Source organism: Pirellulimonas nuda (assembly GCF_007750855.1).
Classification (GTDB): Bacteria; Planctomycetota; Planctomycetia; order Pirellulales; family Lacipirellulaceae; genus Pirellulimonas; species Pirellulimonas nuda.
On record NZ_CP036291.1, the window covers coordinates 1775758 to 1798799 of the forward strand.

Below are 23042 nucleotides of genomic sequence, written 5' to 3' on the forward strand. Positions count from 1 at the left end.
CAATGCAGATCGCCTACATCGCCGCCGGCGCCGCCGACATGGTCTGTGGGAGTTGCCTGCACGACAACACCCTCGCCCGGGCGCTGATACGCATGGGCGAGCAGGTGACGCTGGTCCCGACCTACACGCCGCTAAAAACGGACGAAGAAAACGTCAGCCTCGGCCGGGTCTTCTTTGGGGGCGTGAACGTCTTCCTGGCGCAGCAGTTTGCCGCGTACAGGCTGCTGCCGCGCTGGCTTACTCGGGGCCTCGACTCCCCCCGCGTGCTGCGCTGGGCCACCCGCGGCGCCGGCAGCGTCGATCCCGCCCAGTTGGGGCCGATGACCGTGTCGATGCTGCGCGGAGAGCTTGGGGGGCAGCGTCGAGAGCTAGAAGAACTGGTCGACTGGCTGCTCGCGGAAGTAAAGCCGGACATCGTCCACCTCTCCAACTCGATGCTGCTGGGGATGGCGCGGAGGATCTCACAGCGGTGCGGGCCCCCGATCGTATGCGCGCTCTCCGGTGAAGACTTATTCCTCGAAGGGCTTCCGCAGCCCTACTACGACGAGGTGCGCGGGCTGCTGCGAGAGCGGGCCGCAGAAGTCGATGCGTTTACCGCGCTCAACGCGTACTACGCCGACACGATGGCCCAGTACCTATCCGTCCCGCGATCCCGTATCCATGTTGTCCCGCACGGGGTCGACCTCGAAGGCTACGGGGAGGCCCCCCCCGCACGCGGCCCGGGGGCGCCCCTGCGGATCGGCTACCTGGCCCGCGTGTGCCACGCCAAGGGGTTGCACCAACTGGTGGAGGCCTGTGAGCAGATGGCGGCCGACCCCCAGATGCCGGCATTCGAGCTGGTCGCCGCCGGATACCTGGGCAAGGGCGACCGCCAGTACCTGCGGGACCTAGAGCGAGCAGCCGAGCGGGGGCGGCTCGCTGGCCGGTTCCGCTACGTAGGGACGCTCAGCCGCGTGGAGAAGATCGCCTTCTTGCAGTCGCTCGACCTGTTCTCTATCCCCACGGTCTACCAAGAAGCCAAGGGCCTGCCGGCGCTCGAAGCGCTGGCGTGCGGCGTGCCGGTGGTGCTGCCCGACCACGGCAGCTTTCCGGAGATCATTGCGGCCACCGGTGGGGGCGTGCTGTTTCGGGCGGGGGACGTGGCGCACCTTGCCGAGACGCTGCGTAGCCTCGCCTTGCAACGCGAGGCGGCCCAAGAGCACGGCGAGCGCGGACGGCGGGCGGTGATCGAGCGGTTCCACGCCGACCGCATGGCCGCGGAGACGTTGAGCCTCTATCAGACGCTAACCGGCCCGCCTGCCACGACAGACGGCAAGGCCGGCGCCCAGGGCTAGCAGCATCGTTCCTAGCGTCGCGGGCTCGGGCACGCCGATGGCTCCGATCGAGCCCCCCGCCCCTACGTACCGGTCACGCCAGATGGTGTAGTCCGCGGCGTTGACGATCCCGTCGCCGTTCGCATCGGCCTCGGCCTTCGTTGTAGATCCGAAATCGGCCTTCCACAGCGCCAGGTCTTGTAGCGAGACAAACCCGTCGAGATTGAAGTCGCCCGGGTTGACCGGGAACACGACGATGCTGGTAAACCGAACCACGTTGTCGCCATCGACAGGCACAAAGGCGTTGTAGTCTTCGGCGGTGTAATTCCGCATGGGGCCGTTGTCCCAGGCGCCGGAAAAGCCGAAGGTCGGCACCGCGGCCATCGTGTCGATGACCGACATCCCGTTCCCCAGCACCCGCCCAAAGACGGTGAAGCCGCCGTTTTGGGTGTCCAGCATCGGGCTGCCGCCGGAATTATCGGCCAGGTTGAAGAACCACTCGCGGGTGCCGCTGTTTGGATCTCCGCCCAGCTTGGCAAAAGCGATCGTTCCGCGGATATTTGAGATCCCCGGCTCGTTCTGGACCGGCGGCAGTTGGGTGATTTGCGGGTAGTTTTGTGGTTCTACCTGCTCGGTGCCGTTGAATCGCCAGCGGCCCCCCTGCATCACAAAGCCGGGCATTGTGCGGTGGATCAGAACGTCCTTGTAGGACCCGGGGTTCACATAGCTAAGGAAGTTGGCGACGCTCTGGGGCGTGGCTGTGTCGTAGAGACGTACGTTCACGTTGCCGAACTCCGACCGAAACTGCACGATCGTGCTTGCCCGCCCGACTCCGGCCTGCGCGGCCAAGGTCAGTGCGAAGATGGCCGAGAGCCGCCAGCCAGTCGAGAAGAACGCCATTTACGAATCCCTGGTTCCTGCTGTTCCAAGCCGAAAGGCCTGTGATTGCCCCTGGACTCCACCCTAACTGCCGCTGGAAAAGTCGTCTACAACTTGCCACTCAACAAAGTTCTGGCCAAGATCGTCACGATTCGGACAATCCCACCCCTCGTTTCTTAGGCGAATTGCGAACCATGTCTTATTTCTCCGAAGTCGCTCCAATCCGCTTTGAGGGCCCCTCCAGCCGCAACCCGCTCGCGTACCGCTACTACAACCCCGATGAGGTGGTTGAAGATCGTACGATGGCCGAGCACCTTCGGTTCAGCGTGGTCTACTGGCACACGTTCCGGGGGACCGGCGCCGACCCGTTCGGGCCCGGCACGATGCAGCGGCCGTGGGAGGACGGGACGGACTCCGTGCAGAACGCGCAGAAGCGTGCGCGGGTGGCTTTTGAGTTCTTCGAGAAGCTCGGCGCCCCCTACTACGCGTTCCACGACCGCGACGTCGCCCCCGAGGGCGCCTCGCTGAAGGAGAGTCACGCCAACCTCGACGCCGTGGTCAAGGTGCTGAAGGAAGAACAGCAACGCAGCGGCGTGAAGCTGCTGTGGGGGACGGCGAACCTGTTCAGCAACCCCCGCTACATGCACGGCGCCGGAACCAGCCCCAACGCCGAGGCGTTCGCGTACGCCGGCGCCCAGGTGAAGAAGGCGCTGGAAGTGACGCACGAACTCGGCGGAGAGGGCTACACCTTCTGGGGGGGACGTGAAGGGTACCAGTGCCTGTGGAACACCGACCTGAAGCGCGAGCAGGAGCACCTGGCCCGCTTCCTCCACATGGCGGTCGACTACGCCAAGGCGATCGGCTTCACGGGGCAGTTCTACATCGAGCCCAAGCCAAAGGAGCCCACCAAGCATCAGTACGACTCCGACGCGGCGGCGTGCCTAAACTTCCTGCGTCAGTTTGACCTTCTGGACCACTTCAAGCTGAACCTGGAGACCAACCACGCCACGCTCGCCGGCCACACCATGCAGCACGAGCTGGAGGTGGCCGGGGCCGCGGGCGCCCTGGGGTCCATCGACGCCAACACGGGCGACCTGCTGTTGGGCTGGGACACAGACCAGTTTCCGACCGACATCTACCTCACCACGCAGTGCATGCACTCCATCCTGAAGTACGGCGGCCTGAAGACCGGCGGCGTGAACTTCGACGCGAAGGTGCGCCGCGAGAGCTTCGAGCCGATCGACCTGTTCTACGCCCACATCGGCGGGATGGACGCCTTTGCCCGCGGGCTGAAGATCGCGGCGGCGATCCGCGCGGACGGCAAGCTGGAGCAGATCGTCGCCGACCGCTACGCCAGTTGGGACTCGGGGCTCGGCGCCGAGATCGAAGCGGGCAAGCACGACTTTGCTTCGCTGGAGAAGCTGATGCTCCAGCGCGGTGAAGCCGCCGCCAATCAGAGCGGCCGGCAGGAGCGGATCGAGAACCTGATCAACGAGTATCTGTAGCCTGGCGAGCCGCCGGAGCGCTTTCGGGACCACGACGGCTCGCCCGGGGGGATTGCTACGCCGCGTTGCGGGTGGCTGGCGTGGCCAGCTTGCCGGCGACCGCGGCCAGCACGCGGTCGACCGATAGGTCGCGCATGCAGCGGTGGTGACCCAGGGGGCAGGTGCGTTTCCAGCAGGGCTGGCACGCTAGGCTGAGCGACAAGGTGCTTTCCTGCTCGTAGTGCGTCTTGGTCCACTCGGGATTCGTGGGCCCGAACAGCGTCACCACCGGCTTTCCGAACGCAACGCCGAAGAATCGCGGGCCGCTGTCGGTGGTGACCAGCATCCGCGACCGTCGGATAACCGCCTTCGACAGCCCGATCGGGACGTCCAGGTCCGCCAGGCTAACCACGGCGTTCGTGCCGGCGCGGGCCACAATGTCGCGGGCCGCGTCGCGCTCGGCCGGGCCGCAGTTCACCACAACGGAGAACCCGAGTTCGCCGGCGATGCGGCGGGCGAGCTCGGCAAAATGTTCCGCGGGCCAGCTCTTAGCGGAGCCAAAGGCGCCGCCTGTGTTGAACACCACCACCCGTTCGCCGGCTGGGAGGCCCAGTTTTTGCCACGCCTGATCTGCGGAGCGCTCATCCGCCGGGGTGGTCGCCAACTCAAGCGTGGGGGGCTGATAGTCTCCACCCGCCGCGTAGGCCAGCAGCAGGTACGAGTCGAGCGTTGGCAGCGGCGAGCGTTTGCCGCGTTTGGTCGGCTCGCGGAGCACCGTGGTGAGCAGCGGCGTGCGGAGGTCGCGGGCGTACCCCACCCGCTCGCGCACGCCGCTACGCCAAGCGAGCCACGCGGTGCGCAAAGAGTTAGGCATGAGCACCACCGCATCGAGCCGCGCGTCGCGTAGCCTCTTCACCACGCCCGATGAACGCTGCTTCGGGTTGTCGGCGATGAGCGGCGAATCGAACCAGGGGGCGCCGGCGTAAACGTCGTGCAGGTAGAGGCGGGCGACGCCCACCAGCTCGCCTCCCGGACCGGCCAGCGCACGCAGCGAGCGCAGTGCCGGGGTCGCCATCACGGCGTCGCCGATCCAGTTCGGCAGAAAAACTCCAATCCTCACGGCGCCGCCTTCGCTTGTTGACTCTGGAGGGAACGCTTAGGCCGCGGCACGCTGACGCGGGCGCAAGTTGTGTTTGACCCCGATCATCTCTCGGTAGATGCGCAGGTAGTCCCCGGCGGCCCGCTTCCAGCAGAAGCGATCGGCCCGGGCGCGCACCCGAGCTTCGAAACCGGGCTTCGACGCGGCTGCCAGACCGTCTCGAACGACTTGGGCCATCGCCCGCGGCGAGAACTGATCCCAATAGAACGCGACCTCGCCGCCTACTTCCGGGAGCGACGTCCGGGTCGAGAGGAACACCGGCTTGCCGGCGCTCATCGCCTCGATCGGCGGCAGGCCGAAACCTTCGGTGAGCGACGGGAACACGAATCCGGTGCAGTTGCGGTAGTACCACTGCCGCTCTCCCTCGGAGATAGCCCCAGGGGTTTGCACGCGGTCTCCGACGCCCAATCGATCGGCCAACCGCCGCACGTAGCCCCCGTACTCGGTGTCGTTGATGCCGGCCAGAACCAAAGAAAACTCGGGGAGCCGCCGGATCAGCGGGACCAGCGTGTGGAAGTTCTTCTTGTCGGAGAAGTTCCCGATCGAGAACAGGAACGGCCCGGCGGGGGGCATGGCCGGCTGGTCGCCCGGGTCGGCGCCGATGGTTGCGGCCCCGTTGTAGACCACCTCAATCGGCTTTCCACCCAGGTCAAGGTGCTGCCGCACCTCGTCGGCCACAAAACGAGAGATCGTCGTTAGGCGGGTTGCACGGTCGACCCGGCGTTGCATCGCGCGTAGCCGGCGTCCCGTGGAGTGTTTGCTCTTCTCGCGCAAGAAGTTGAGGTCGTGGATCGTAAGCAGCACAGGCGTCCGCGGGTTCCAGGGCCCGTACCGGGAGCACTGGTTGGTGACGTGCCACAAGTCGTACCGTGGACCCGGCACGATCGGCGCCAGCCAGGGCCCGACGTGCTGATGGTAGTCGCTCTTCTGCCACCGCCGGACCGGCATCGTGCTGGCGCCGGCGACCAGCCCCTCGCAACCGGGGGGGGTAAGAAAAATCAGTTCATCCTGGTCCGCCCGCTGCGCAACGAGCTCGCGGCCGAGTTCCAGGCAGAACTGCCCCAGCCCGCACTCCAGGATGCGTAGTTTTTCGAGATCAACCACAATGCGTGCCATAGGACGTGCCTGATACTGGATCGCGGCGAAGCGGGCAAGACGAACGCCGCCGCGATCACAATTTCTCTTGCTCCGTAGGGGTCGGGCCGCTAGCCTCGCGCCGCGCCGCCGCAAGCGGGTCCGCTCCACTCTCTGTAGAAGTCCTGTCCTTTAGCCCCTGCCGGGTCGGTCGATGTCGATCACGGACCTCCCATGGCCCCCCCTAGGCGACCAATGCGCGTCGTCGGGTCGTCCGCTGCGCGCTGGGGAGCCCGTCGTGTCGGTGCTAGTGGATGTCGAAGGAGAGACGGTCCGCCGTGACTTCAGCAGTGAGGCCTGGGAAGGCCCCCCCGAGGGCGCCCTGGGCTGGTGGCGGTGTGTGGCGGGGGGGCCGGCCGCACCGACGCAACAACGCTCGCCAAGCGACGTGCTGCTCGACCTGTTTGATGCATGGTCTCCCGGCGCCGCCGACCAAACGGGCCAGCCCGACGCCCGCTACGTAGCGGCAATGCTGCTGGTGCGACGACGCGTCTTCCGCGCCGACGACGCCCAGGAAGACCCCGCGGTGCTGACCGTCGAATGCCCGCGACGCAGCGAAACCTACCAGGTCCCTGTCAACGTGCCCGACGAAACGCGCGCCGGCGAGATCGAAGCCCTGATCGATGCGGCCCTCAACCCCGAGCAGACGCCCGGATGAAGAACCCGAACAGACTCTCGCCAACCCTCATGGCGCTGCTTGCCGCGGCGTTTATCGCGGCGCCCGTGGGTTGCAAGGCCTTTGAGCGTCGCGACGCGCTTGCCGCCCCCGGCCCGCCGGCGCCCCAAGTGCTTGCTCCGGCCGCCAGCGTCAACGACATCGTTGCCGCGGTGAACGCCAACACGGCCCGGGTGCAGAACCTGATGGCCGGGTCGGTCTCGCTCACACTCACCGACATGCCCAATCTGCCGCTGCTCAGCGGGACCCTTTCGGCCCAGCGGCCGCGGCGGCTGCGGCTGCGGGCGGGGACGTCGTTCACGGGTCCGGAGATCGACCTGGGGAGCAACGACGAGTTGTTCTGGGTCTGGATCCGCCAGAATCAGCCACCCGGAGTCTACTTCGCGCGGCACGATCAGCTTGCCGGCAGCGCCGCACAGCAGTGGCTGCCGATCCCTCCTGAGTGGCTGCTCGACGCGATCGGACTGGTGCAACTCGACCCGGCCGCGGCCTACCAGGGCCCGCTGCCGCGGCAAGACGGGACGCTCGAGATCACGTCGACAGAAACCGGACCCGCCGGCCCGCTCAAGCGCGTGACGGTTGTCGATCCCACGCGTGGTTGGGTGGTGGAACAGCACCTGTACGACACGGCGGGCCAGTTGCTCGCGTCGGCCACGGCGCGGAAGTTCCGCTACGACGTCACCGCCCAGGCGTCGCTCCCCAGCACGGTGTCGATCCGCGTCCCACGCGCCAACCTGGCGTTCACCCTCGACATGGCGAACGTCTCCATCAATCAGCCCGTCAGCGACCCGGCCGCCATCTACGGGCTCCCCACGTTCGAAGGGACGCCGCAGATCGACCTGGGAAGGGCAGGGGGGGCGCCGATCGGCGCCGCTCCGCCATCCAGCAATGCTGCGCCTGTCGGCCAACTGCGGTCTCCGGCGGGCTACACGGTTCCGACGGCCTACACGTCTCCTTTGCCGGCCCCGCAACGAGAACTGATCCCGCTACAGGCCACGGGTGAGCCCCCCTCGGTGACGCAGGCCCCAGAAACGATGCCTGTGGTCGATCTGGGACGGACCGCGACCGAGCAGACGCAATGGCGGTCGTCGGGCAGCATCAACGCCGATATCGAGGCGGACGGCGGCCCGCAAGTAGAACGGCTCCCGCCGGGTGGGGTGGCGTTGCCGCTGCGGTAACGCGCTCCGCGGGCGGCGACCTCACCCCGTGGGCTGATTCGCCGTCTGGCGCATCTGCGCCCGGGCGCGGCTCAAGATCGGCCCGACGCTGTTCTCTGGCAGCCCCATCCGGCGGCTGATCTCTTGGTAGCTATGGCCATCAAGGTGGTAGAGCCGCACCACTTCTGCATCGGGGCCGGCCAGCGACTCGATCAGCCGATTCACTTCGTCGGCGTTGGCCATCCGCTCCTCGACCGTCGGCCCGGCCGCCTGTGCGGCGGCCACAGCGTTCCCACCAGCGGCAGACCGCTGGGGGTCTTGGTCGTGGGCGTTGCGGGGCAGGTGGGCCACGATCTGTTTCACCACGATGCGTCGGGCCACAACCGTGAGGTAGGTCGCCAGCGAGCTCTGACCGCGGAAATGCCGCAGCACCGCCATGTCGCGTTCGACCAAGCGGAGGAAGACCTCCGCCACCAGATCGTCACGGTCGGCCGGGGTGAGCCGGACCGAACGGGATCGTGCCGAGTGGTCGACCACGTGGATGACCAGCCCGATGAACCGGTCAACGAAGTCCTCCCACGCCCCCGGCTCACGACGGACACATCGTGCTAAGAGCAAGCGGTCTATCTCAGAAAGGGCCACGGGCGATCACCTTCAGGTGCGGTTCGTTTTAGGCGTGAAACTAGCGGCCTACGCGCCGCGCGTCGGCTGCTCCGCTTCGCTCTTCTCTGGCCCGGGGCGCGGCGCTGACGCCAACCGCCCTGTACTGATAGTAGGTAGCCGCAGACCGCGAAGCAAGGCAAACGTGGAACCCCGGGGGGCGGTCCAGGCGCCGTTGGGCGCCGACCGGCACGGCTGACGGGGCGGTTCGGGTTGCGGGGCCCTTTCCGGCCGAATGACGGTTTCCCCTTTCCCCTAACGCCAACCCACTTTATGATTTGCGGCTTCGCCCCCCGCGCCGGAGCAGGGGGCCGCGGTGTACGCGTCTGCTAGTTCTAGGCGGTTCTTTGAGCGGTTTGTTCCATTGTGCAGCGGCGTTGGGGGCAATTCTGCCCCTGGCCGAACCGGCGCCCGACGCCGGACCGGCGGGCATCCTCCAGTTCGCGATGCCGGCGGTCACCATCGCCTTGCTCGCCTACTTTCTGCTGTTTCAACCCCAGCGGATGAAGGATCAACGCCTCCGCCAGCTGGTGGACAATCTGAAAGAAAACGACCATGTCATCACCAGCGGCGGGCTGCACGGCGTGGTGACCGCCGTCCAGCGGGAGCAGGGCCGGGTGACGCTGCGTATCGACGAAACGACCGGCGCCAAAGTGCGTGTCGACCTCTGGGCGATCTCACGCGTCGCCGACAAGGACTCAGAAAACACGCCCTCGGATTCTAAGACTAAGAAGTAAACCTTTGCAGGAAAAACGACCGGCGGCCACGACGGCCGCCTCGCCTCGACGTGCGACGCGCCCCCCGGGCGCGCCGCGGACCGGCAGGTCGGCTATGAGCATGAACCACCCTTTCCGAAAACTTTCTCTAGTCTACTTGGTTGCCTCGGCGCTCGTCGTCGTGGCCTACTCCGCCTCGCCTCGCGCAGCGCTTGCACAGGACGGACCGGCCGTCTCGGCGCCCGCCGAGCAGAGCGAGCCGGGCGACCAGCCGGCTGCCGACCCGACTGCCGATGCGCCGGCAGAGGACGCAGAGCAGCCGGCCAAGCCGGAGTCAACGCCTCCGGCCGCTGAGGGCGACTCTGACGCCGAGGCCGAGTCCGCCGAAGCCCCGGCTTCCGGCGACGGGCCATCCGGCGCCGGGACCGCCGAAGAAGCGACGGCAGAGAAGGAAAACCCCGAAGCGGATCCCGCCGCTGCAGGCGCCGCTCCGGCGAGCGGCGAGACCCCGATCTCTTGGCCGATCATTGGCACGGTGCTGGCGGTGGTGCTGCTGCCGATCCCGATCGGTTCGTGGATCGCGGGGCGACTCAAGATGCCCGACCACGGCTGGAAGATCGCGCTGGTGCTGGGCGTCATCGCTGCGTGCGTGCTCGCGATTACCTTCGGAGAGTTCAAGGGCGGCCCCGACCTGAGCGGCGGCATCATCTTGATTTACGAGCTCGAAGAGCCGGACAACATCGCGACCAAAGAAGAACTGGAGTCTGGCGAAACCGACCGAGCCGACAACAAGAAGGTCGATATCAACCAGTTGATCGACGCCATCAAGCAGCGCGTCGACCCGTCGGGCACCAAGGAAGTCTCGATCCGACAGTACGGAACCGCGGTTGAGGTAATCATCCCCAACCAGGACGCGGCCGACCTCGCCTACATCAAGCGACTCATTACAGACCTCGGGAGCCTGGAGTTCCGCATCCTCGCCGACCCGGCGTGGGACGCCGACACCCGGCTCATCGATCAGGCCAACCTTGCCGGCCCCAGCCAGAAGATCGTGGAGCTGGGGGGGCAGCCGGCCGGGCGATGGGTGGAGTACGACGTCGCGGAGTTTGGCGCGCCGGGCGAAGCCGATCCCCGCATGGTCGTCCGCAACGCCGGGGGACGCCCCGAGGCGCTGGTCAAGCTCGACCGCTGGGACGTGACCGGCGAGTACCTGGACAAGGCCCTGGCCGGCTACGACGACGAGGGCCGGCCCGCGGTCGACTTCATCTTCGACGACAGCGGCGCCAAGCGGTTCGGGCGTCTCACACGCGAAAACCAGCCCAAGACGGGGGCGTCGCAGCTCCGCCGCCGGCTCGGCGTGCTGCTGGACAACAAGCTGCGTCAGGCGCCGTCGCTCAACTCGCCGATCGACCGCCGCGGTCAGATCACCGGCATGAACAAAGAAGAGGTCGATGTCACCGTCGGCATCCTCAACGCGGGCAGCCTGCCCGCGGCGCTCAATAAGGAGCCGATCAGCGAAGAGGTGATCAGCCCCACACTCGGCAAGACCACGGTCGAGAAAGGGAGCCAGGCGATCGCTGTCTCCCTCGCCGCGGTTCTGGTCTTCATGCTGTTCTACTACCGCTTCGCCGGCCTGGTGGCCTGCCTTGCGCTGGCGATGAACCTGCTGATCGTGCTGGGCGTGATGGTGCTCATCAAGGCCGCCTTTACGCTGCCGGGTCTGGCCGGCTTGGTGCTGACGGTCGGCATGAGCGTCGACGCTAACGTGCTGATCTTCGAGCGGATCCGCGAAGAGCTCTCCCGCGGCGCTTCGCTGCGGATGGCCATCCGCAACGGGTTCGGCCGTGCGACCACCACAATCGTCGACTCCAACCTCACCACGCTGATAACCGGCGCTGTGCTGTACGCCATCGGCACCGACCAGGTGAAGGGCTTCGCCGTGACGCTGGTGATTGGCATCCTGGCGAGCATGTTCACGGCCATCTTCTGCTCGCGGCTGGTGTTCGACATCGCCGAGCGCCGCCGCTGGATCAAGGACCTCAAGTTCAGCCGTATCATCGGCGACACCAACATCGACTTCCTCGGCAAGTGCTACGCGGCCTCGGTGTTCTCTCTGCTGGTGATCGGCGCCGGGATGACCGCGGTCGTCATGCGGGGCGACGGGCTGCTCGACATCGACTTCACCGGCGGGGCCAGCGTGACGATGGCGCTCGACGAATCGGCGCCGTCGAACCAACGCGAGGTCACCGAAGCGCTGAAGAAGACAGAGCTGGCCGATGCGAACCTGACCGTCGTAGAACGCGGCACCGACGGGACGCGGTTTACCGTGACGACCAGTATCGACGATCCGGACCGGGTCAAGGAGGTGCTTAGCGACGCGTTCGGCGACCAGCTCAAGACCTACGCCGTGGCGCCGGGTGAGGCCAAGCCCTACGCCGCCGGCGGCGTTGAGGGCGCCGAGATCGACGTCAAGTTCAACAACGCCGAAGGCTTTTCCGACGACGACGGCCTTGGCCACGACGCCCTCACCGACCGCGTCCGCACGGCGCTGGCGGCCGAAGGCATCAAGGGGCTCGAGCCGGTCGTGACCACGCCGGGCTATACCGAAGGCAGCAGCCAGCGCTTCAAGGTCTGGACCATCCGCCTTGGTGGGGTCGAGCCCGCCCAGCTCGCGGCCACGGCCGACCGCTTGGCCGACACGATGACCAATGAGCCGATCTTCCCGTTGGCGAACAAGATCGGCGGCAAGGTCGCCGGCGACATGCGATGGACCGCCCTGGAAGCGATGTTGGTGAGCCTGTTGGGGATCGTTGGGTATATCTGGTTCCGGTTCCAGAACATCGCCTACGGCGTCGCCGCCGTGGTGGCGCTGGTGCACGACGTGCTAGTCACGCTGGGCGCGCTGGGCCTCTCCTACTACATCGCGACGGGCGTTCCGGCGCTGGCCTCAGCGATCCAGATCGATCCGTTCCAAGTGAGCCTGACGATCGTGGCGGCCCTGCTGACGATCATCGGCTACTCGCTGAACGACACGATCGTCATCTTCGACCGCATCCGTGAAGTCAAAGGCAAGAGCCCCCGGCTGACCAAGGACATGATCAACCTCAGCGTGAACCAGACGCTCAGCCGGACCTTGCTGACATCGCTCACCACGTTGATCGTGGTGGTGATCCTGTACTTTGCCGGCGGTTCGGGCATCCACGGTTTCGCGTTCGCCTTGGTAGTCGGCGTGATTGCCGGCACCTACAGCACGGTGTTTATTGCGGCGCCCCTGCTGCTGACGCTCGCCGGCACCGAGGGGACCGAGCGGAAGCCGGCCGGCGCTTCGGCCGCCTGACGCCGGCCGTAGAGGACCTAAGTTCTTCCCAACCGGCGCCCCTTCGCGGGGCGCCGGTTTTTCTTTGCCCACTCACGCGGACCGCGTTGCGGTTGGTCGGCCCTGCTGGACGATGCATTAGGTGAAGGCCCCGAGACCAGCGGCATGCGCCGCCGGTCGCGGAGTGGTTCACGGACGAATCCAAGCAAAGCAGAGCGGCATCGCCCCAACGGATCGGGTTGCGCTGCGCTCGCACCATGGAGCTCGCACGTGACGCTTGCCGCTAAGAGTCTGTTCGCACTTGTCCTGGTGGTCGCCGGCTTCGTCGGCGCCAAGGCGTTCGGCCCACCCAGCCCCGGACCAGAGTTCTGGGACCGCTTCGCGCTCCCCGCGGCGCCGCCGGCCGCTACAGAGCTATCGGCCCCTTCCGCGGACTGGGCCGCCAACGCCCTTGAGCAGCTCGCCGGGCTCGAAGGACTTCGCGAAGCAAGGCCCGGCGGTCTGGAGCTTGCAGAAGCCCCCGCGCCGCTCGACCCCTGGCAGTTGAGCTCTTCCAAGTTCAGCGACAACTTTGTCACCCCCGCGGTTGCGACGCTCGATCGTTCACACCTAGAACCGGTCTCGCCGAACCCCGCCCCCGATCGCCAGGCGCCCCAGGCCGCCCCGACGGCCGAAGCCTGGTACGCCGCGGCGCCCCTGCCCTATATGCCCGACCTGCCGGCGGCCGCGCCGGAGAACGCCTGGGGCGGCGGCAGCGGCGCGGTTGCGAGCCCCTGGGATCGGCAGCCCCCGCAGCTACTCAACGAGTCGACGGCGCCCCTGGCGTTGAAACAGCACGAGCCGGCTCCGAACCGGCCGCCGGCGCCGGGGCCCGAGCACCGCGTCGCGTCGCGGCAGCCGTGGAACCAGCCCCCGGGCGCGTCGGGCGACGAGCAAGGCTCCCGCACCCATGTGCTTACCGACGGCGACACGCTCCCCAAGCTCGCGGAGCGCTACCTCGGATCGGCCGAACTCTGGCCCGCGTTGTACGAGGCCAACCGATCGGTGCTGAGCCACCCGGAGCTGCTGCCGATCGGCGTTGAAATCATCGCGCCGTCGTCTGCCCGCGTGGTGCAGGGGTCGGTCGTGGGCGACAGCCTAGAACCCGTGCGGCAATGGCGTGGCGGCGACGAGGCAGAGCCGCCGCGCGCTCGGCTCCTCGCGCCGACGTCGGCGGACACTGCGTGGTAGCGGCGCCGCAGCCTTCGGGCGCGCGTTAGCCGCGGGCGCTGTCGGCTCGGTCCGTGCGTTCAATGCGTCTCAGGAAATCTGTAACGCAGGACCTCGACGGCTGTGCCGATCGAGACGCGCGGCTCCCACAAAAGAGCTGCGAAACCGAAGGGAACGCGCGCCGTGCCAGCGCGTCGGTCGGCTAACATCAACTTCATCACGCAGGCGAAACCTTTTCAACTCGCAAGGAGTCGTGCTATGAGTCTTGTCCTCGCCCCATTTGCTTCCGTTCTGTTCCCGGTGGCCGTCGGGCTGCTGGGGTGCTCGATGCTGTTGTTCGCAGCGGCGCTGGCGCTCGCGAGCGACTACCGCTACGGCCGGTCGGTCCACGGGTAGTTCGGCTCGACGGTGTGCTTCGAGATGAAACGGATCACCAGGTCCTCGACCTGGGCGCCACCCTGTTTCATGAACTGTGTCCCCTGCAGCCTGGTCTCTGCCGTGTCGACCTTCATCAAGTCCGAGGGCTCTTTGCTGTCCGGACTCACGGCGGGGCGGCTGCGGGCCAATTGGTCGTAGACGCGCTGTGCGTCTGAGGCCGCTTTGCGGTCCTCGTTCCCGTAGAGGATCATAAAAGCAACGTCGCTGGCGACCCCGCGCTGGCGGAGGGCGTCCTGCATCGTCAGGCCGTTGAAGTTCCACCTGGGCGACACCAGCACCAGGGTCTTCACGTCTTGTCCTTGCTTGCCCACCGCCAGCGGGGGGGCCGACCAGTCGCGGGCCGCCCAATTGGTCGCTACGGAAGCCCCCAGGCCCGCGCCGACAATCGCCAGACGGTTGAGGTTCAGCTCGCCCGAGTCGTTCTTTTCCACCAAGAAGCGACGCACGGCCTCCATGTCCTCAAGCACCATCGCTACGTAGTCCGACTTGCGAAGCCGCGACGCGCTGATCTCCCCGGTCCGGCCACTGGCCAGCACGCGGCTGACGCTGTCTCCGTGGCCGCGGAGGTCGACGGTCACGGCCGCCATCGGCTTGTGTGCGTCTGCCGGCCCCGGCGACTGGAGCCGCGTCGCCATGCTGGTCATCAGCCCGCGAGAGTCCTTCAGGTCGGGGAGCAGCACCACCACGGCCGAATCTTTTCCGCCGGGCGATTGGTAGTACGTGATTTTTAGCGTCACGCCGTCCTTGGTCAGCAGGTCGATGATCTGGGCGGGCTCTGCCTTGCCACGCGGCGCGGCGGCACAGGGGGGGGCCACCGCCAGCAGGGTCAGCACCACAGCCACGCAACAGATTTTTGGGCGCATGTGGAAGAATCTCTCAATCGAAGGGCGAAAAGGGGTCGTCTTTCGCTTGATTATAGTCGAAGAAGGCGGTCGCTGCCGCCAGCGATTCTGTTGCATCTCACCTGGAAATAGCGAAGAATAAAGGAAGCCCCCGTCTGCTTCTCCGTAGGCCTATGCCCAACCCCGCAAGAAATCCTCCGAACGCGCCCCCGCAGCCGGCGGGCCCGGCCGAGCCCGATTCGCCCGTCACGCTCGTCGACGGCGAAACCGGCGCCTGGGCGCTCAGCTTCGCGGTGCACTTGGCGGTGTTGTTCCTGCTGGCGGCGTTGACGGCGATCCTCCCCAGCGACCGACGACCGATCCTCTCCGCCACGCCGGTCGAGCCGATCGAGGACCTGCTGCCCGAGGAGTTCCGCTTTTCGAATGAAACAGAAGACCAGATCGGCGCGCTAGCGGACGCCGGCGCCTCGGACGCCGCCCCTTCGGCGCCGCTGCCCGACATGGTGTCCGAGGTGCTGCTGAAGATCGAGCCGACGGCGCTGACCGGCACGGTTGAGGCGTTTGAGATCACCGAGCCGGTGATGACCAGCCCCACCGTCACCGACGACATGCTGGTCAAGGGCGTAGGCGCCGTGGGCGCCACGGGCGCGGCCGGCGCCGTGGACCGGATCACGCAAGAAATCCTCACGTCCATCGATCAGCGGCCCACGCTCGTGGTCTGGCTCTTCGACCAGTCGGGGAGCCTGAAGCCGCAACGCGAAGAGATCGCGCAGCGGTTCGACCACATCTACGAGCAGCTCGGCGTGATCGCCGCAGCGGGCGACCCCGCGTTCGCCAAGCACAAAGACAAGCCGCTGCTCACGGCCGTTGCTTCGTTCGGCAAAGGGAGCACGCTGCTCACGCCCGAGCCGACCGACAACCTAGAAGAGATCCAGGCCGCCGTGCGGGCGATCAAGGACGACGACGCGGGGGTCGAGAACATCTTCACCGCGGTCGGCACCGTGGCGAACCAGTACCGCAACTACCGGCTCAAGTCGCCGCGGCGGAACGTGATGATCGTGGTCTTCTCCGACGAGGCAGGCAACGACGTCGGCCGCGTGGACGAGACGGTCGATCTGTGTCGGAAGCTAGAGATCCCGGTCTACGTGGTGGGCGTGCCGGCGCCCTTCGGTAAGCGCGAAGCGTTTGTCAAGTACATCGACCCCGACCCCATGTACGACCAGTCGCCCCAGCGGGTAGCAGTCGAGCAGGGGCCCGAGTCGCTTGTTCCCGAGCGAATCAATCTGCGGTTCCTAGGGCAACGCGACGACGAGACGCTGGACTCCGGATTCGGCCCGTTCGCCCTGACCCGGCTCTGCTACGAGACCGGCGGCGTCTACTTCACCGTGCACCCCAACAGGACGATGGGGGGCGAGGTGCAGCCGTGGCAGACCTCGCCGATGGCGACCTACATGAGCCGGTTCTTCGACGAGCGCGTGATGCGGCGTTACCGCCCCGACTACGTGTCGGTCGCCGAGTACCAGAGAAACCTTTCGAACAACCGCGCCAAAGCGGCCCTGGTGCAGGCGGCCAACCTGTCGCTCACCGAGCCGATGGAAGACGTCCGGCTCGATTTCCCGAAGCTCGAAGAGGCGCAGTTCGCCGAATCGCTGACCCGCGCCCAGCGCGACGCGGCGGTGCTGGAGCCCCGGCTCGAACGGCTGGTCGGCACGCTGCAGCAGGGCGAACCGGGCCGCAGGACGCTCTCGGAGCCACGCTGGCAGGCGGGCTTCGACCTGGCGATCGGCCGCGCGATGGCCGCCCAGGTCCGCACCGAGGGCTACAACACGATGCTGGCCCAGGCGAAGATGGGGATGGCCTTCAAGGACAAGAAGAGCGACACCTGGGTGCTGCGCCCCAGTGACAACATCAGCTCGGGCAGCGTGCTCTCCAAAGAAGCCGAGAAGGCGATCGCGTATCTCGAAGGGGTCGCCAAGCAGCACGAAGGGACCCCGTGGGCGCTGCTAGCCCAACGCGAGCTGGCCACGCCGCTGGGCTGGGAGTGGCGCGAAGAGTTCCGCGATCTCGCCGGCCGGCTGGCCCGCCGCGAGGCCAACGCCAACATGCCTCGGCCGATGCGGGAAGAACCGGTCCCGCCGAGGAAGGAGCGGCGTCCGCCGCCGAAGCTGTGACCGACGCGTCTGACGTTGGGAGCCGGGCGTTATGCGCCACGCTAGCCGTGGGCATGTGTGGCTCGGTAACGTCACCGTCCGAAAATTGTTGCATGTCCACGCGAGCGTGGACGTGGCGGCCGGCTACCTTGGCGTCCCACCTACCACGGTAGCAAGTCGTCATCAGCATCCCCGCCGTCGTTCCGCCCGCCTTCTAGTGGGTCAGCGGAGTCGAGCCCCTCGTCGAGTTCGGAGTCGTTCTCGTCGTCGTCCACCCACATCGTCTCCCCGTTTTCGTCGCGGTACTCCGGGTCCACGGGAAAGATGTCGAACCCGAACCCCCGGCCGTCGCAGTTTTCCATTGGGCAGCACCAAAAGCCGCGAGAACGGCCGTCGCCGCAGTTCTCGACCCGCCACTCGATCTGGTAGCTGTCGTACTCCTCGCCGCAGTGCAGGCAACCGACAAGCGTAGGGATTGCAGGTGGCCGAAACGGATCGGCGTCGGCGTCGAGTGGATCGTTGGTAGCCACGAGATTGCTCCAAAAGGGAGAGGGGCGTGACCGTTGGCGAACGACTCCTTCTATCGAGCGCCGGGTGGCTGGGGTCGAAGGCGATAGCCTGAGCCCCCAGCAGTGGCTCGAACTACTACCGCCACTCAGTGGCAACCGCCTGGGGGCTCCGCTTCGCTTCGACCCCAGGCACCCACCCCTATAGCGCGGTGATCCGCCGCTCCACTTCCGCCACCGTGTCGTCCAGCTTCACCCGCACTTGCTCCAGCGAGTCGCGGTCGCGGATCGTCACCGTCTGGTCCTGCAGCGTCTGCCCGTCGATCGTAATGCAGTACGGCGTGCCGATCTCGTCCTGGCGGCGGTAGCGGCGGCCGACCGCGCCCCCCGCGTCGTAGACCGCGGGGAACTTCTTCTTCAGCGCTTTGTACAGGTCTTGGGCGACCTCGGGCATGCCGTCTTTCTTCACCAGTGGGAACACGGCCGCCTTGATCGGGGCGATCCTTGGGTGGAACCGCATTAGCGTGCGGGTCTGCATTTTCCCCTTCTCGTCGGGCGCCTCGTCCTCGGTGTACGCCTCGCACAAGAAGGCCAGCGTCGCCCGGTCCGCGCCCGCGGAGGGCTCGATCACGTGCGGCGTGAACCGCTCGTTGGTCAGGTCGTCGCGGTAGGTGAGGTCGCGGCCGGAGCCGCGGTGGCGGGGCTTGCCGTCGTCGCCCTGCTCAACGGTCAGGGGACAGGTCTTGGGGTCGAGTTTCCCCTCCATGTGGCTGCGGAGGTCAAAGTCGCCGCGGTGGGCGATCCCCTCGAGCTCGCCGTACTCTCCCTCGGAGAGGAACGGGAAGGCGTACTCGATGTCGGCCGTGCCGGTGGAGTAGTGCGACAGCTCGTCCGGGTCGTGGTCGCGCAGCCGCAGCCGGTCGCCGGCCAGGCCGAGGTCCTTGTACCACTGCATCCGCCGGTCGCGCCAGAACTCGTACCACTGACGCGACGTGTCGGGATGGCAGAAGAACTCGATCTCCATCTGCTCGAACTCACGCGACCGGAACGTAAAGTTCCGCGGCGTGATCTCGTTGCGGAAGCTCTTGCCTTGCTGGGCCACGCCGAACGGCACCCGCACCCGGCTGCTGTCGACCACGTTCTTGAAGTTGACGAAGATCCCCTGGGCCGTCTCGGGGCGGAGGTAGGCCGTGTCTTCTTCGCCGCCGAGGGCGCCGAGGGTGGTCTTGAACATCAGGTTGAACTCGCGCGGCTCGGTCAGGCTGCACTTGTCGCTGCCGCCGGCCGGCTTGCTCGGCTTCAGCGGGCACTCGCTGCCGGCCAGGTGATCGACGCGGAACCGGCCTTTGCAGCCCTCGGTGCGGCAATCGACCATCTCGTCGATAAACAGGTCGTAGTGCCCGCTCACCTTCCACACCTGCGGGTGCATGATGATGGTGCAGTCGATGCCGACCATGTCGTACGGGCTGGGGGCGCCCGGCAGGGTGCCCAGGTCGTCGTGCGTGGCGACCATGTCGCGCCACCATGCCTCCTTGACGTTCCGCTTCAGCTCGACCCCCAGCGGCCCGTAGTCCCAGAAGCCGTTCAGGCCGCCGTAGATCTCGCTCGACTGGAACAAGAACCCGCGGCGGCGGCAGAGCGAGACGACTTTTTCCATGTCCATAACGAGACGCGAGGGGCTGGGGCAGAGTGGATTGGGACAGCTCAGGAGTCTACCGGCAACCGGCCGGAAGCGCCTAGATAAAGACTCTCGCAGAGGCGCGGAGGCGCAGAGCTTTGGAGTTTTCCTCTGCGTCTCTGCGCCTCTGCGAGAGATGTATTCTTGCTCTGCTACGCCGGGCGGATGACGCCGGTTGCGGGGTCGAAGATCGGGACGATCGAAAGTGCGTCGATCTCTGCGCAATAATCGAGGTCGGCCTCGTACCCCAGGCCGACCAGCGTTTGCCCGTGGGGCACGCCGCGTAGCTCGTCGGCGAGCTGCTGGCTCGGCGTCCGCTCCAGGGCGCGGGCGGTGGTCAGCAGTTCCTGCCACTCGCCGATCGCTGCGTGCGCCGGGTCGCTGGCTTCCCGCCCCTCGTGTTTCTGCAGTTCCGCCGCGATGGCGCCGGCCGCCAGCAGGTCTTCGCGGGTCACGTGGCCGGCCGTGCCCGCGCACAGCAGGTGCACGTCTTGGTCCGCGGCGACCGAGTCGACGACCGCCGAAAGGTTGCGGATACACCCAACCAGCACCCGGCTGGCGAGCCGGGCGTGCCACAGGGCCCGGGCGCCGTTGGTGGTGGTAAACAATACCTGGCGGCCAAAAACGCGGTCGGGGGTATAGTCCAGCGGAGAGTTCCCCAGGTCGAACCCCTCGGGGGGTTGGGCGTCGCGCTCTCCCCCCAGCAGAACGGCAGAGCGGTCGCGGCCATCCGCGGCCCGCAAAACTTCGTCCACTTCCACAAACGGCAGCACCTCCGAGGCGCCATTCGCCAGGGCCTGGCAGATGGTGCTGGAGGCCCGCAGCAGGTCGATCATCACCACGGTGGCGCCGGCGAGATCGGTTTCAGGGACGAACTGAGGCAGGTAGTGAACGGCGAGCCGGGCTGGCATGGCGGGATTTGCTGGGCGGAGCGGGGACGGCATCGCCTTTTCGGCGACGCTCGGGCCGGATAGGCTCACGAGATTGTAGCGGAATCACGAGACCACGATGCTCAAAGCCTGATGCCGGAAGCAGTCGCCCACCCATCGCCCGACCCACCGCTGGACAAGTCGGGCGAGCGCGTCCGTCAGATGTTTGGCGAGATCGCTCCCCGGTACGACCTGCTGAACCACCTGCTGTCGATGAACATCGACCGGCTGTGGCGACGGTTTACCGTGCGCAAGGCAGCCCCCGCGGACACGGGCGCGTTGGCTGGGCGACCCATCCTCGACCTCTGTACCGGCACCGGCGACCTGGCGCTGGCGTACGACCGGGCCGCGAAGGGCAGGGCGGAAGTAACGGGGGCCGATTTCTGCCCCGAGATGCTCGACCTCGCCCGAAAAAAAGACAAGCCGGGCCGGGTGACCTGGGTCGAGGCAGACGCCCAACAGCTTCCGTTCCCGGACAACGAGTTCCAGATCGTCAGCGTGGCGTTCGGCCTGCGGAACGTAGCGGACACCGACGCGGGCCTGCGCGAGATGGCCCGCGTGCTCGCCCCCGGCGGCCGGCTGGCGGTGCTGGAGTTCACCACGCCGCGCCGGCAACCGCTGCGGAGCGTGTACGGTTGGTACTTTAGGAACGTCCTTCCACGGATCGGCCAAGCCGTGATGCGGAACAACAGCGCCGCGTACGAATACCTGCCGGCCAGCGTGGGGCAGTTCTACGAGTACGAGGCGCTGGTCGAGCGGATGCAGGCAGCCGGATTCAAGGACTGCACGTTCTACCCGCTGACGTTTGGCGTAGCGACGCTGTACGTCGGCACAAAGTAGGGTGTACGCAGTACACCAGCCCCGGACACACATCCCATCACCACGTCTGCACCCCCGCTGGTGCATTCCATGCACCCTACAACGTTCCCCATCGTCTTAGGCATCACGGGCGCCAGCGGCGCCGTGTACGCGGTGCGTCTGCTCGACGTGCTGCTGCACACCGGGCACGAAGTGCATCTCACCGTCAGCCCGTCGGGCGCCGCCGTGGTGGAGCAGGAATTGGGCATCCGGCTCGACCTCAATAAGCTAGAGGCCGCCGACCTGGCGATCGGCCGCGTCCCGTTGCTCGCGGGTAGCAACCCCGTGGCGGAACCGTCGCCGGGAAAGCTGGTTTGCCACCACCATCAAGACTTCATGGCGCCGATCGCCAGCGGCTCGTTCCTCACGGCCGGCACGGTGGTCTGCCCGTGCAGCGGCACGACGCTGAGCGCCATCGCGGCGGGCGCCGCGGGCAACCTGATCCAGCGTGCCGCCGAGGTGGCCCTCAAGGAACGCCGCAAGCTGATCTTGGTGCCACGCGAGGCGCCGGTGTCGCTGACGCACATCGACAACATGCGCCGCGCCACCGAAGCGGGCGCCGTGGTGCTGCCGGGGGCGCCGGGCTGGTACCACGGGGTGGAGACGATCGCGGACTTGGTTGATTTTGTCGTCGCACGGATCTGCGACCAGCTCGGCGTGCGGAACGCACTGATGAAACGCTGGGGGGAAGAGCCCCGGAGGGGCGACGGCCCATAGCCAGGGGCGCGAGCCCCTGGGAAGCATTCGCCGCGCCAGACAGTAGCCCCGGAGGGGCGACGGCGCATTTCGCTTGAAAAAGCGCCGTCGCCCCTCCGGGGCTTACGATAAACCGAACGACCTTCTCCAGGGTCTTGCGCCCCTGGCTATATGCCGTCGCCCCTCCGGGGCTCACGAATGCTACAAGTCATCCGCCACTTCCTGTCGCTCATCCGCTTCAGCCACACGGTGTTTGCGTTGCCGTTTGCGCTCATGAGTGCCGTGATGGCGTGGTGGCTGCGGGCGTGGGAGGACACAGGCATCGTTGTCGGAACTCCGATACCGGGCAAAGTGTTCGGCATTTCTGCATTCGGAGGTCATAGTCTTGGTCATATTGCCGGCGGCGCCCGTGTGCTGCCGAACCCGCTTGAAAACATCGCAGACGCCATCCGCTGGCAAGAGCTCCTCGGCATCCTCCTCTGTATGGTCTTCGCCCGCAGCACCGCGATGGCGTTTAACCGGCTCGTAGACCGACGGATCGACGGCGCCAACCCGCGCACGGTGAAGCGGCATCTGCCGGCGGGGATTCTGACGGTTGGGCAGGTGGCTAGTTTTGCGGTGGTCAGCGCCGCGTTGTTCATCGCCAGCACGCTGCTGTTCCGACCGAACCGGTTGCCGTTGTACCTCAGTGCGCCGGTGCTGCTGGTGTTGCTGGGGTACAGTTACGCCAAGCGGTTTACGGCGCTGGCGCACGTCTGGCTCGGGCTTGCGCTCGCGCTGGCGCCGGTGGCGGCGTGGATCGCCATCCGGGGTGAAGCAGTCATGACGAACCCTCTCGACCTACTGCCGGCCCTCGTGCTGGGCGCCGCGGTGCTGTTCTGGGTGACTGGATTTGACGTGATTTATGCCTGCCAGGACGCCGAATTTGACCGTGCCGCCGGCCTGCACAGCATCCCCGCCAAACTGGGCGTCCGCGGCGCCCTGCGACTTGCCGCCGCGTGCCATGTGCTGACGGTGCTGGCCCTGGCGGCGCTCCCCCTGGTCTACCCCCCGCTGGGTTGGCTCTACTGGACGGCCGTCGGCGGCGTCGCACTGCTGCTGGCGTACGAGCACGCCATCGTCCGCCCCAACGACCTCGACCGCGTAAATGTCGCCTTTTTCAACGTCAACGCAGTGATCAGCCTGGGGCTGCTTGCGGTTGTGTGCGTAGATTTGCTGATCTGAAAAACTCTCGCTGAGACG

The 23042-nt window shown here is 66.9% G+C and carries 20 protein-coding genes; 12 read left to right on the forward strand and 8 right to left on the reverse strand.

Annotated features, from left to right (window positions below; genetic code table 11):
• The first annotated feature begins 2 nt into the window (after positions 1–2).
• Positions 3–1334 carry a glycosyltransferase family 4 protein gene (locus Pla175_RS07365; RefSeq protein WP_145282689.1) on the forward strand — a complete coding sequence of 444 codons (1332 nt, stop codon included), beginning with the start codon at positions 3–5 and terminating at the stop codon, positions 1332–1334.
• Here the strand turns inward: Pla175_RS07365 and Pla175_RS07370 are convergent.
• Positions 1284–2213 (reverse strand): peptidylprolyl isomerase, encoded by a 930-nt coding sequence (locus tag Pla175_RS07370; RefSeq protein WP_145292011.1) that lies wholly within the window; start codon positions 2211–2213, stop codon positions 1284–1286. The two genes, Pla175_RS07365 and Pla175_RS07370, sit on opposite strands and share 51 nt — an antisense overlap.
• Before the next feature lie 173 nt (positions 2214–2386).
• Between Pla175_RS07370 and xylA the strand changes: the two genes are divergently transcribed.
• On the forward strand, positions 2387–3697 hold the full coding sequence (xylA, locus tag Pla175_RS07375) for a xylose isomerase (protein WP_145282691.1): 1311 nt from the start codon (positions 2387–2389) through the stop codon (positions 3695–3697).
• A 55-nt stretch (positions 3698–3752) separates the two neighbouring features.
• Here the strand turns inward: xylA and waaF are convergent, their stop codons facing one another.
• Positions 3753–4796, reverse strand: a complete 1044-nt coding sequence (gene waaF / locus Pla175_RS07380; RefSeq protein WP_145282693.1) for a lipopolysaccharide heptosyltransferase II — start codon at positions 4794–4796, stop codon at positions 3753–3755.
• 36 nt (positions 4797–4832) lie between these two features.
• Positions 4833–5951, reverse strand: coding sequence for a glycosyltransferase family 4 protein (locus tag Pla175_RS07385; RefSeq protein ID WP_145282695.1), 1119 nt, complete (start codon positions 5949–5951; stop codon positions 4833–4835).
• Between the two features lie 256 nt (positions 5952–6207).
• Here Pla175_RS07385 and Pla175_RS07390 point away from each other — a divergent pair, with 256 nt between their 5' ends.
• Together Pla175_RS07390 and Pla175_RS07395 are read left to right on the forward strand one after the other, a co-directional pair.
• Positions 6208–6627 (forward strand): hypothetical protein, encoded by a 420-nt coding sequence (locus tag Pla175_RS07390; RefSeq protein WP_145282698.1) that lies wholly within the window; start codon positions 6208–6210, stop codon positions 6625–6627.
• Entirely contained in the window at positions 6624–7823 is a 1200-nt protein-coding gene (locus tag Pla175_RS07395) for a hypothetical protein (protein ID WP_145282700.1), read from the forward strand. Before Pla175_RS07390 ends, Pla175_RS07395 begins: the two co-directional genes overlap by 4 nt.
• Before the next feature lie 21 nt (positions 7824–7844).
• Here Pla175_RS07395 and Pla175_RS07400 read toward each other — a convergent pair whose 3' ends face one another.
• Entirely contained in the window at positions 7845–8420 is a 576-nt protein-coding gene (locus tag Pla175_RS07400; RefSeq protein WP_231954248.1) for an RNA polymerase sigma factor, read from the reverse strand.
• A 389-nt stretch (positions 8421–8809) separates the two neighbouring features.
• Here Pla175_RS07400 and yajC point away from each other — a divergent pair, with 389 nt between their 5' ends.
• From yajC to Pla175_RS25840, 4 genes are all read left to right on the forward strand, one after another.
• Positions 8810–9199 (forward strand): preprotein translocase subunit YajC, encoded by a 390-nt coding sequence (gene yajC, locus Pla175_RS07405; protein ID WP_145282704.1) that lies wholly within the window; start codon positions 8810–8812, stop codon positions 9197–9199.
• Positions 9200–9299: 100 nt separating this feature from the next.
• Positions 9300–12515, forward strand: coding sequence for a protein translocase subunit SecD (gene secD / locus Pla175_RS07410; RefSeq protein ID WP_197527327.1), 3216 nt, complete (start codon positions 9300–9302; stop codon positions 12513–12515).
• 249 nt (positions 12516–12764) lie between these two features.
• Positions 12765–13724, forward strand: coding sequence for a LysM peptidoglycan-binding domain-containing protein (locus Pla175_RS07415; RefSeq protein WP_145282709.1), 960 nt, complete (start codon positions 12765–12767; stop codon positions 13722–13724).
• Positions 13725–13961: 237 nt separating this feature from the next.
• On the forward strand, positions 13962–14099 hold the full coding sequence (locus Pla175_RS25840) for a hypothetical protein (RefSeq protein WP_197527328.1): 138 nt from the start codon (positions 13962–13964) through the stop codon (positions 14097–14099).
• Here Pla175_RS25840 and Pla175_RS07420 read toward each other — a convergent pair.
• Positions 14075–15004: an alpha/beta hydrolase gene (locus tag Pla175_RS07420; RefSeq protein WP_145282711.1), complete on the reverse strand. Its 930-nt coding sequence runs from the start codon at positions 15002–15004 to the stop codon at positions 14075–14077. The genes Pla175_RS25840 and Pla175_RS07420 overlap by 25 nt on opposite strands.
• A gap of 152 nt (positions 15005–15156) precedes the next feature.
• Here Pla175_RS07420 and Pla175_RS07425 point away from each other — a divergent pair, with 152 nt between their 5' ends.
• On the forward strand, positions 15157–17154 hold the full coding sequence (locus Pla175_RS07425) for a vWA domain-containing protein (protein ID WP_145282713.1): 1998 nt from the start codon (positions 15157–15159) through the stop codon (positions 17152–17154).
• A 140-nt stretch (positions 17155–17294) separates the two neighbouring features.
• Here the strand turns inward: Pla175_RS07425 and Pla175_RS07430 are convergent, their stop codons facing one another.
• The 3 genes from Pla175_RS07430 to Pla175_RS07440 all read right to left on the reverse strand — a co-directional run bounded on the left by Pla175_RS07430 (position 17295) and on the right by Pla175_RS07440 (position 20228).
• Positions 17295–17663, reverse strand: a complete 369-nt coding sequence (locus tag Pla175_RS07430) for a hypothetical protein (protein WP_145282715.1) — start codon at positions 17661–17663, stop codon at positions 17295–17297.
• Between the two features lie 178 nt (positions 17664–17841).
• Positions 17842–19296 (reverse strand): glycine--tRNA ligase, encoded by a 1455-nt coding sequence (locus Pla175_RS07435; RefSeq protein ID WP_145282717.1) that lies wholly within the window; start codon positions 19294–19296, stop codon positions 17842–17844.
• Positions 19297–19469: 173 nt separating this feature from the next.
• Positions 19470–20228: a 2-phosphosulfolactate phosphatase gene (locus Pla175_RS07440; protein ID WP_197527329.1), complete on the reverse strand. Its 759-nt coding sequence runs from the start codon at positions 20226–20228 to the stop codon at positions 19470–19472.
• Positions 20229–20339: 111 nt separating this feature from the next.
• Here Pla175_RS07440 and ubiE point away from each other — a divergent pair, with 111 nt between their 5' ends.
• The 3 genes from ubiE to Pla175_RS07455 all read left to right on the forward strand — a co-directional run bounded on the left by ubiE (position 20340) and on the right by Pla175_RS07455 (position 23024).
• Positions 20340–21086: a bifunctional demethylmenaquinone methyltransferase/2-methoxy-6-polyprenyl-1,4-benzoquinol methylase UbiE gene (gene ubiE, locus Pla175_RS07445; protein ID WP_145282721.1), complete on the forward strand. Its 747-nt coding sequence runs from the start codon at positions 20340–20342 to the stop codon at positions 21084–21086.
• Positions 21087–21155: 69 nt separating this feature from the next.
• A complete protein-coding gene (locus tag Pla175_RS07450) occupies positions 21156–21821 on the forward strand; it encodes a UbiX family flavin prenyltransferase (RefSeq protein WP_145282723.1) in 666 nt (221 codons plus the stop codon).
• A gap of 177 nt (positions 21822–21998) precedes the next feature.
• Positions 21999–23024: a UbiA-like polyprenyltransferase gene (locus tag Pla175_RS07455; RefSeq protein WP_145282726.1), complete on the forward strand. Its 1026-nt coding sequence runs from the start codon at positions 21999–22001 to the stop codon at positions 23022–23024.
• Positions 23025–23042 lie beyond the last annotated feature (18 nt).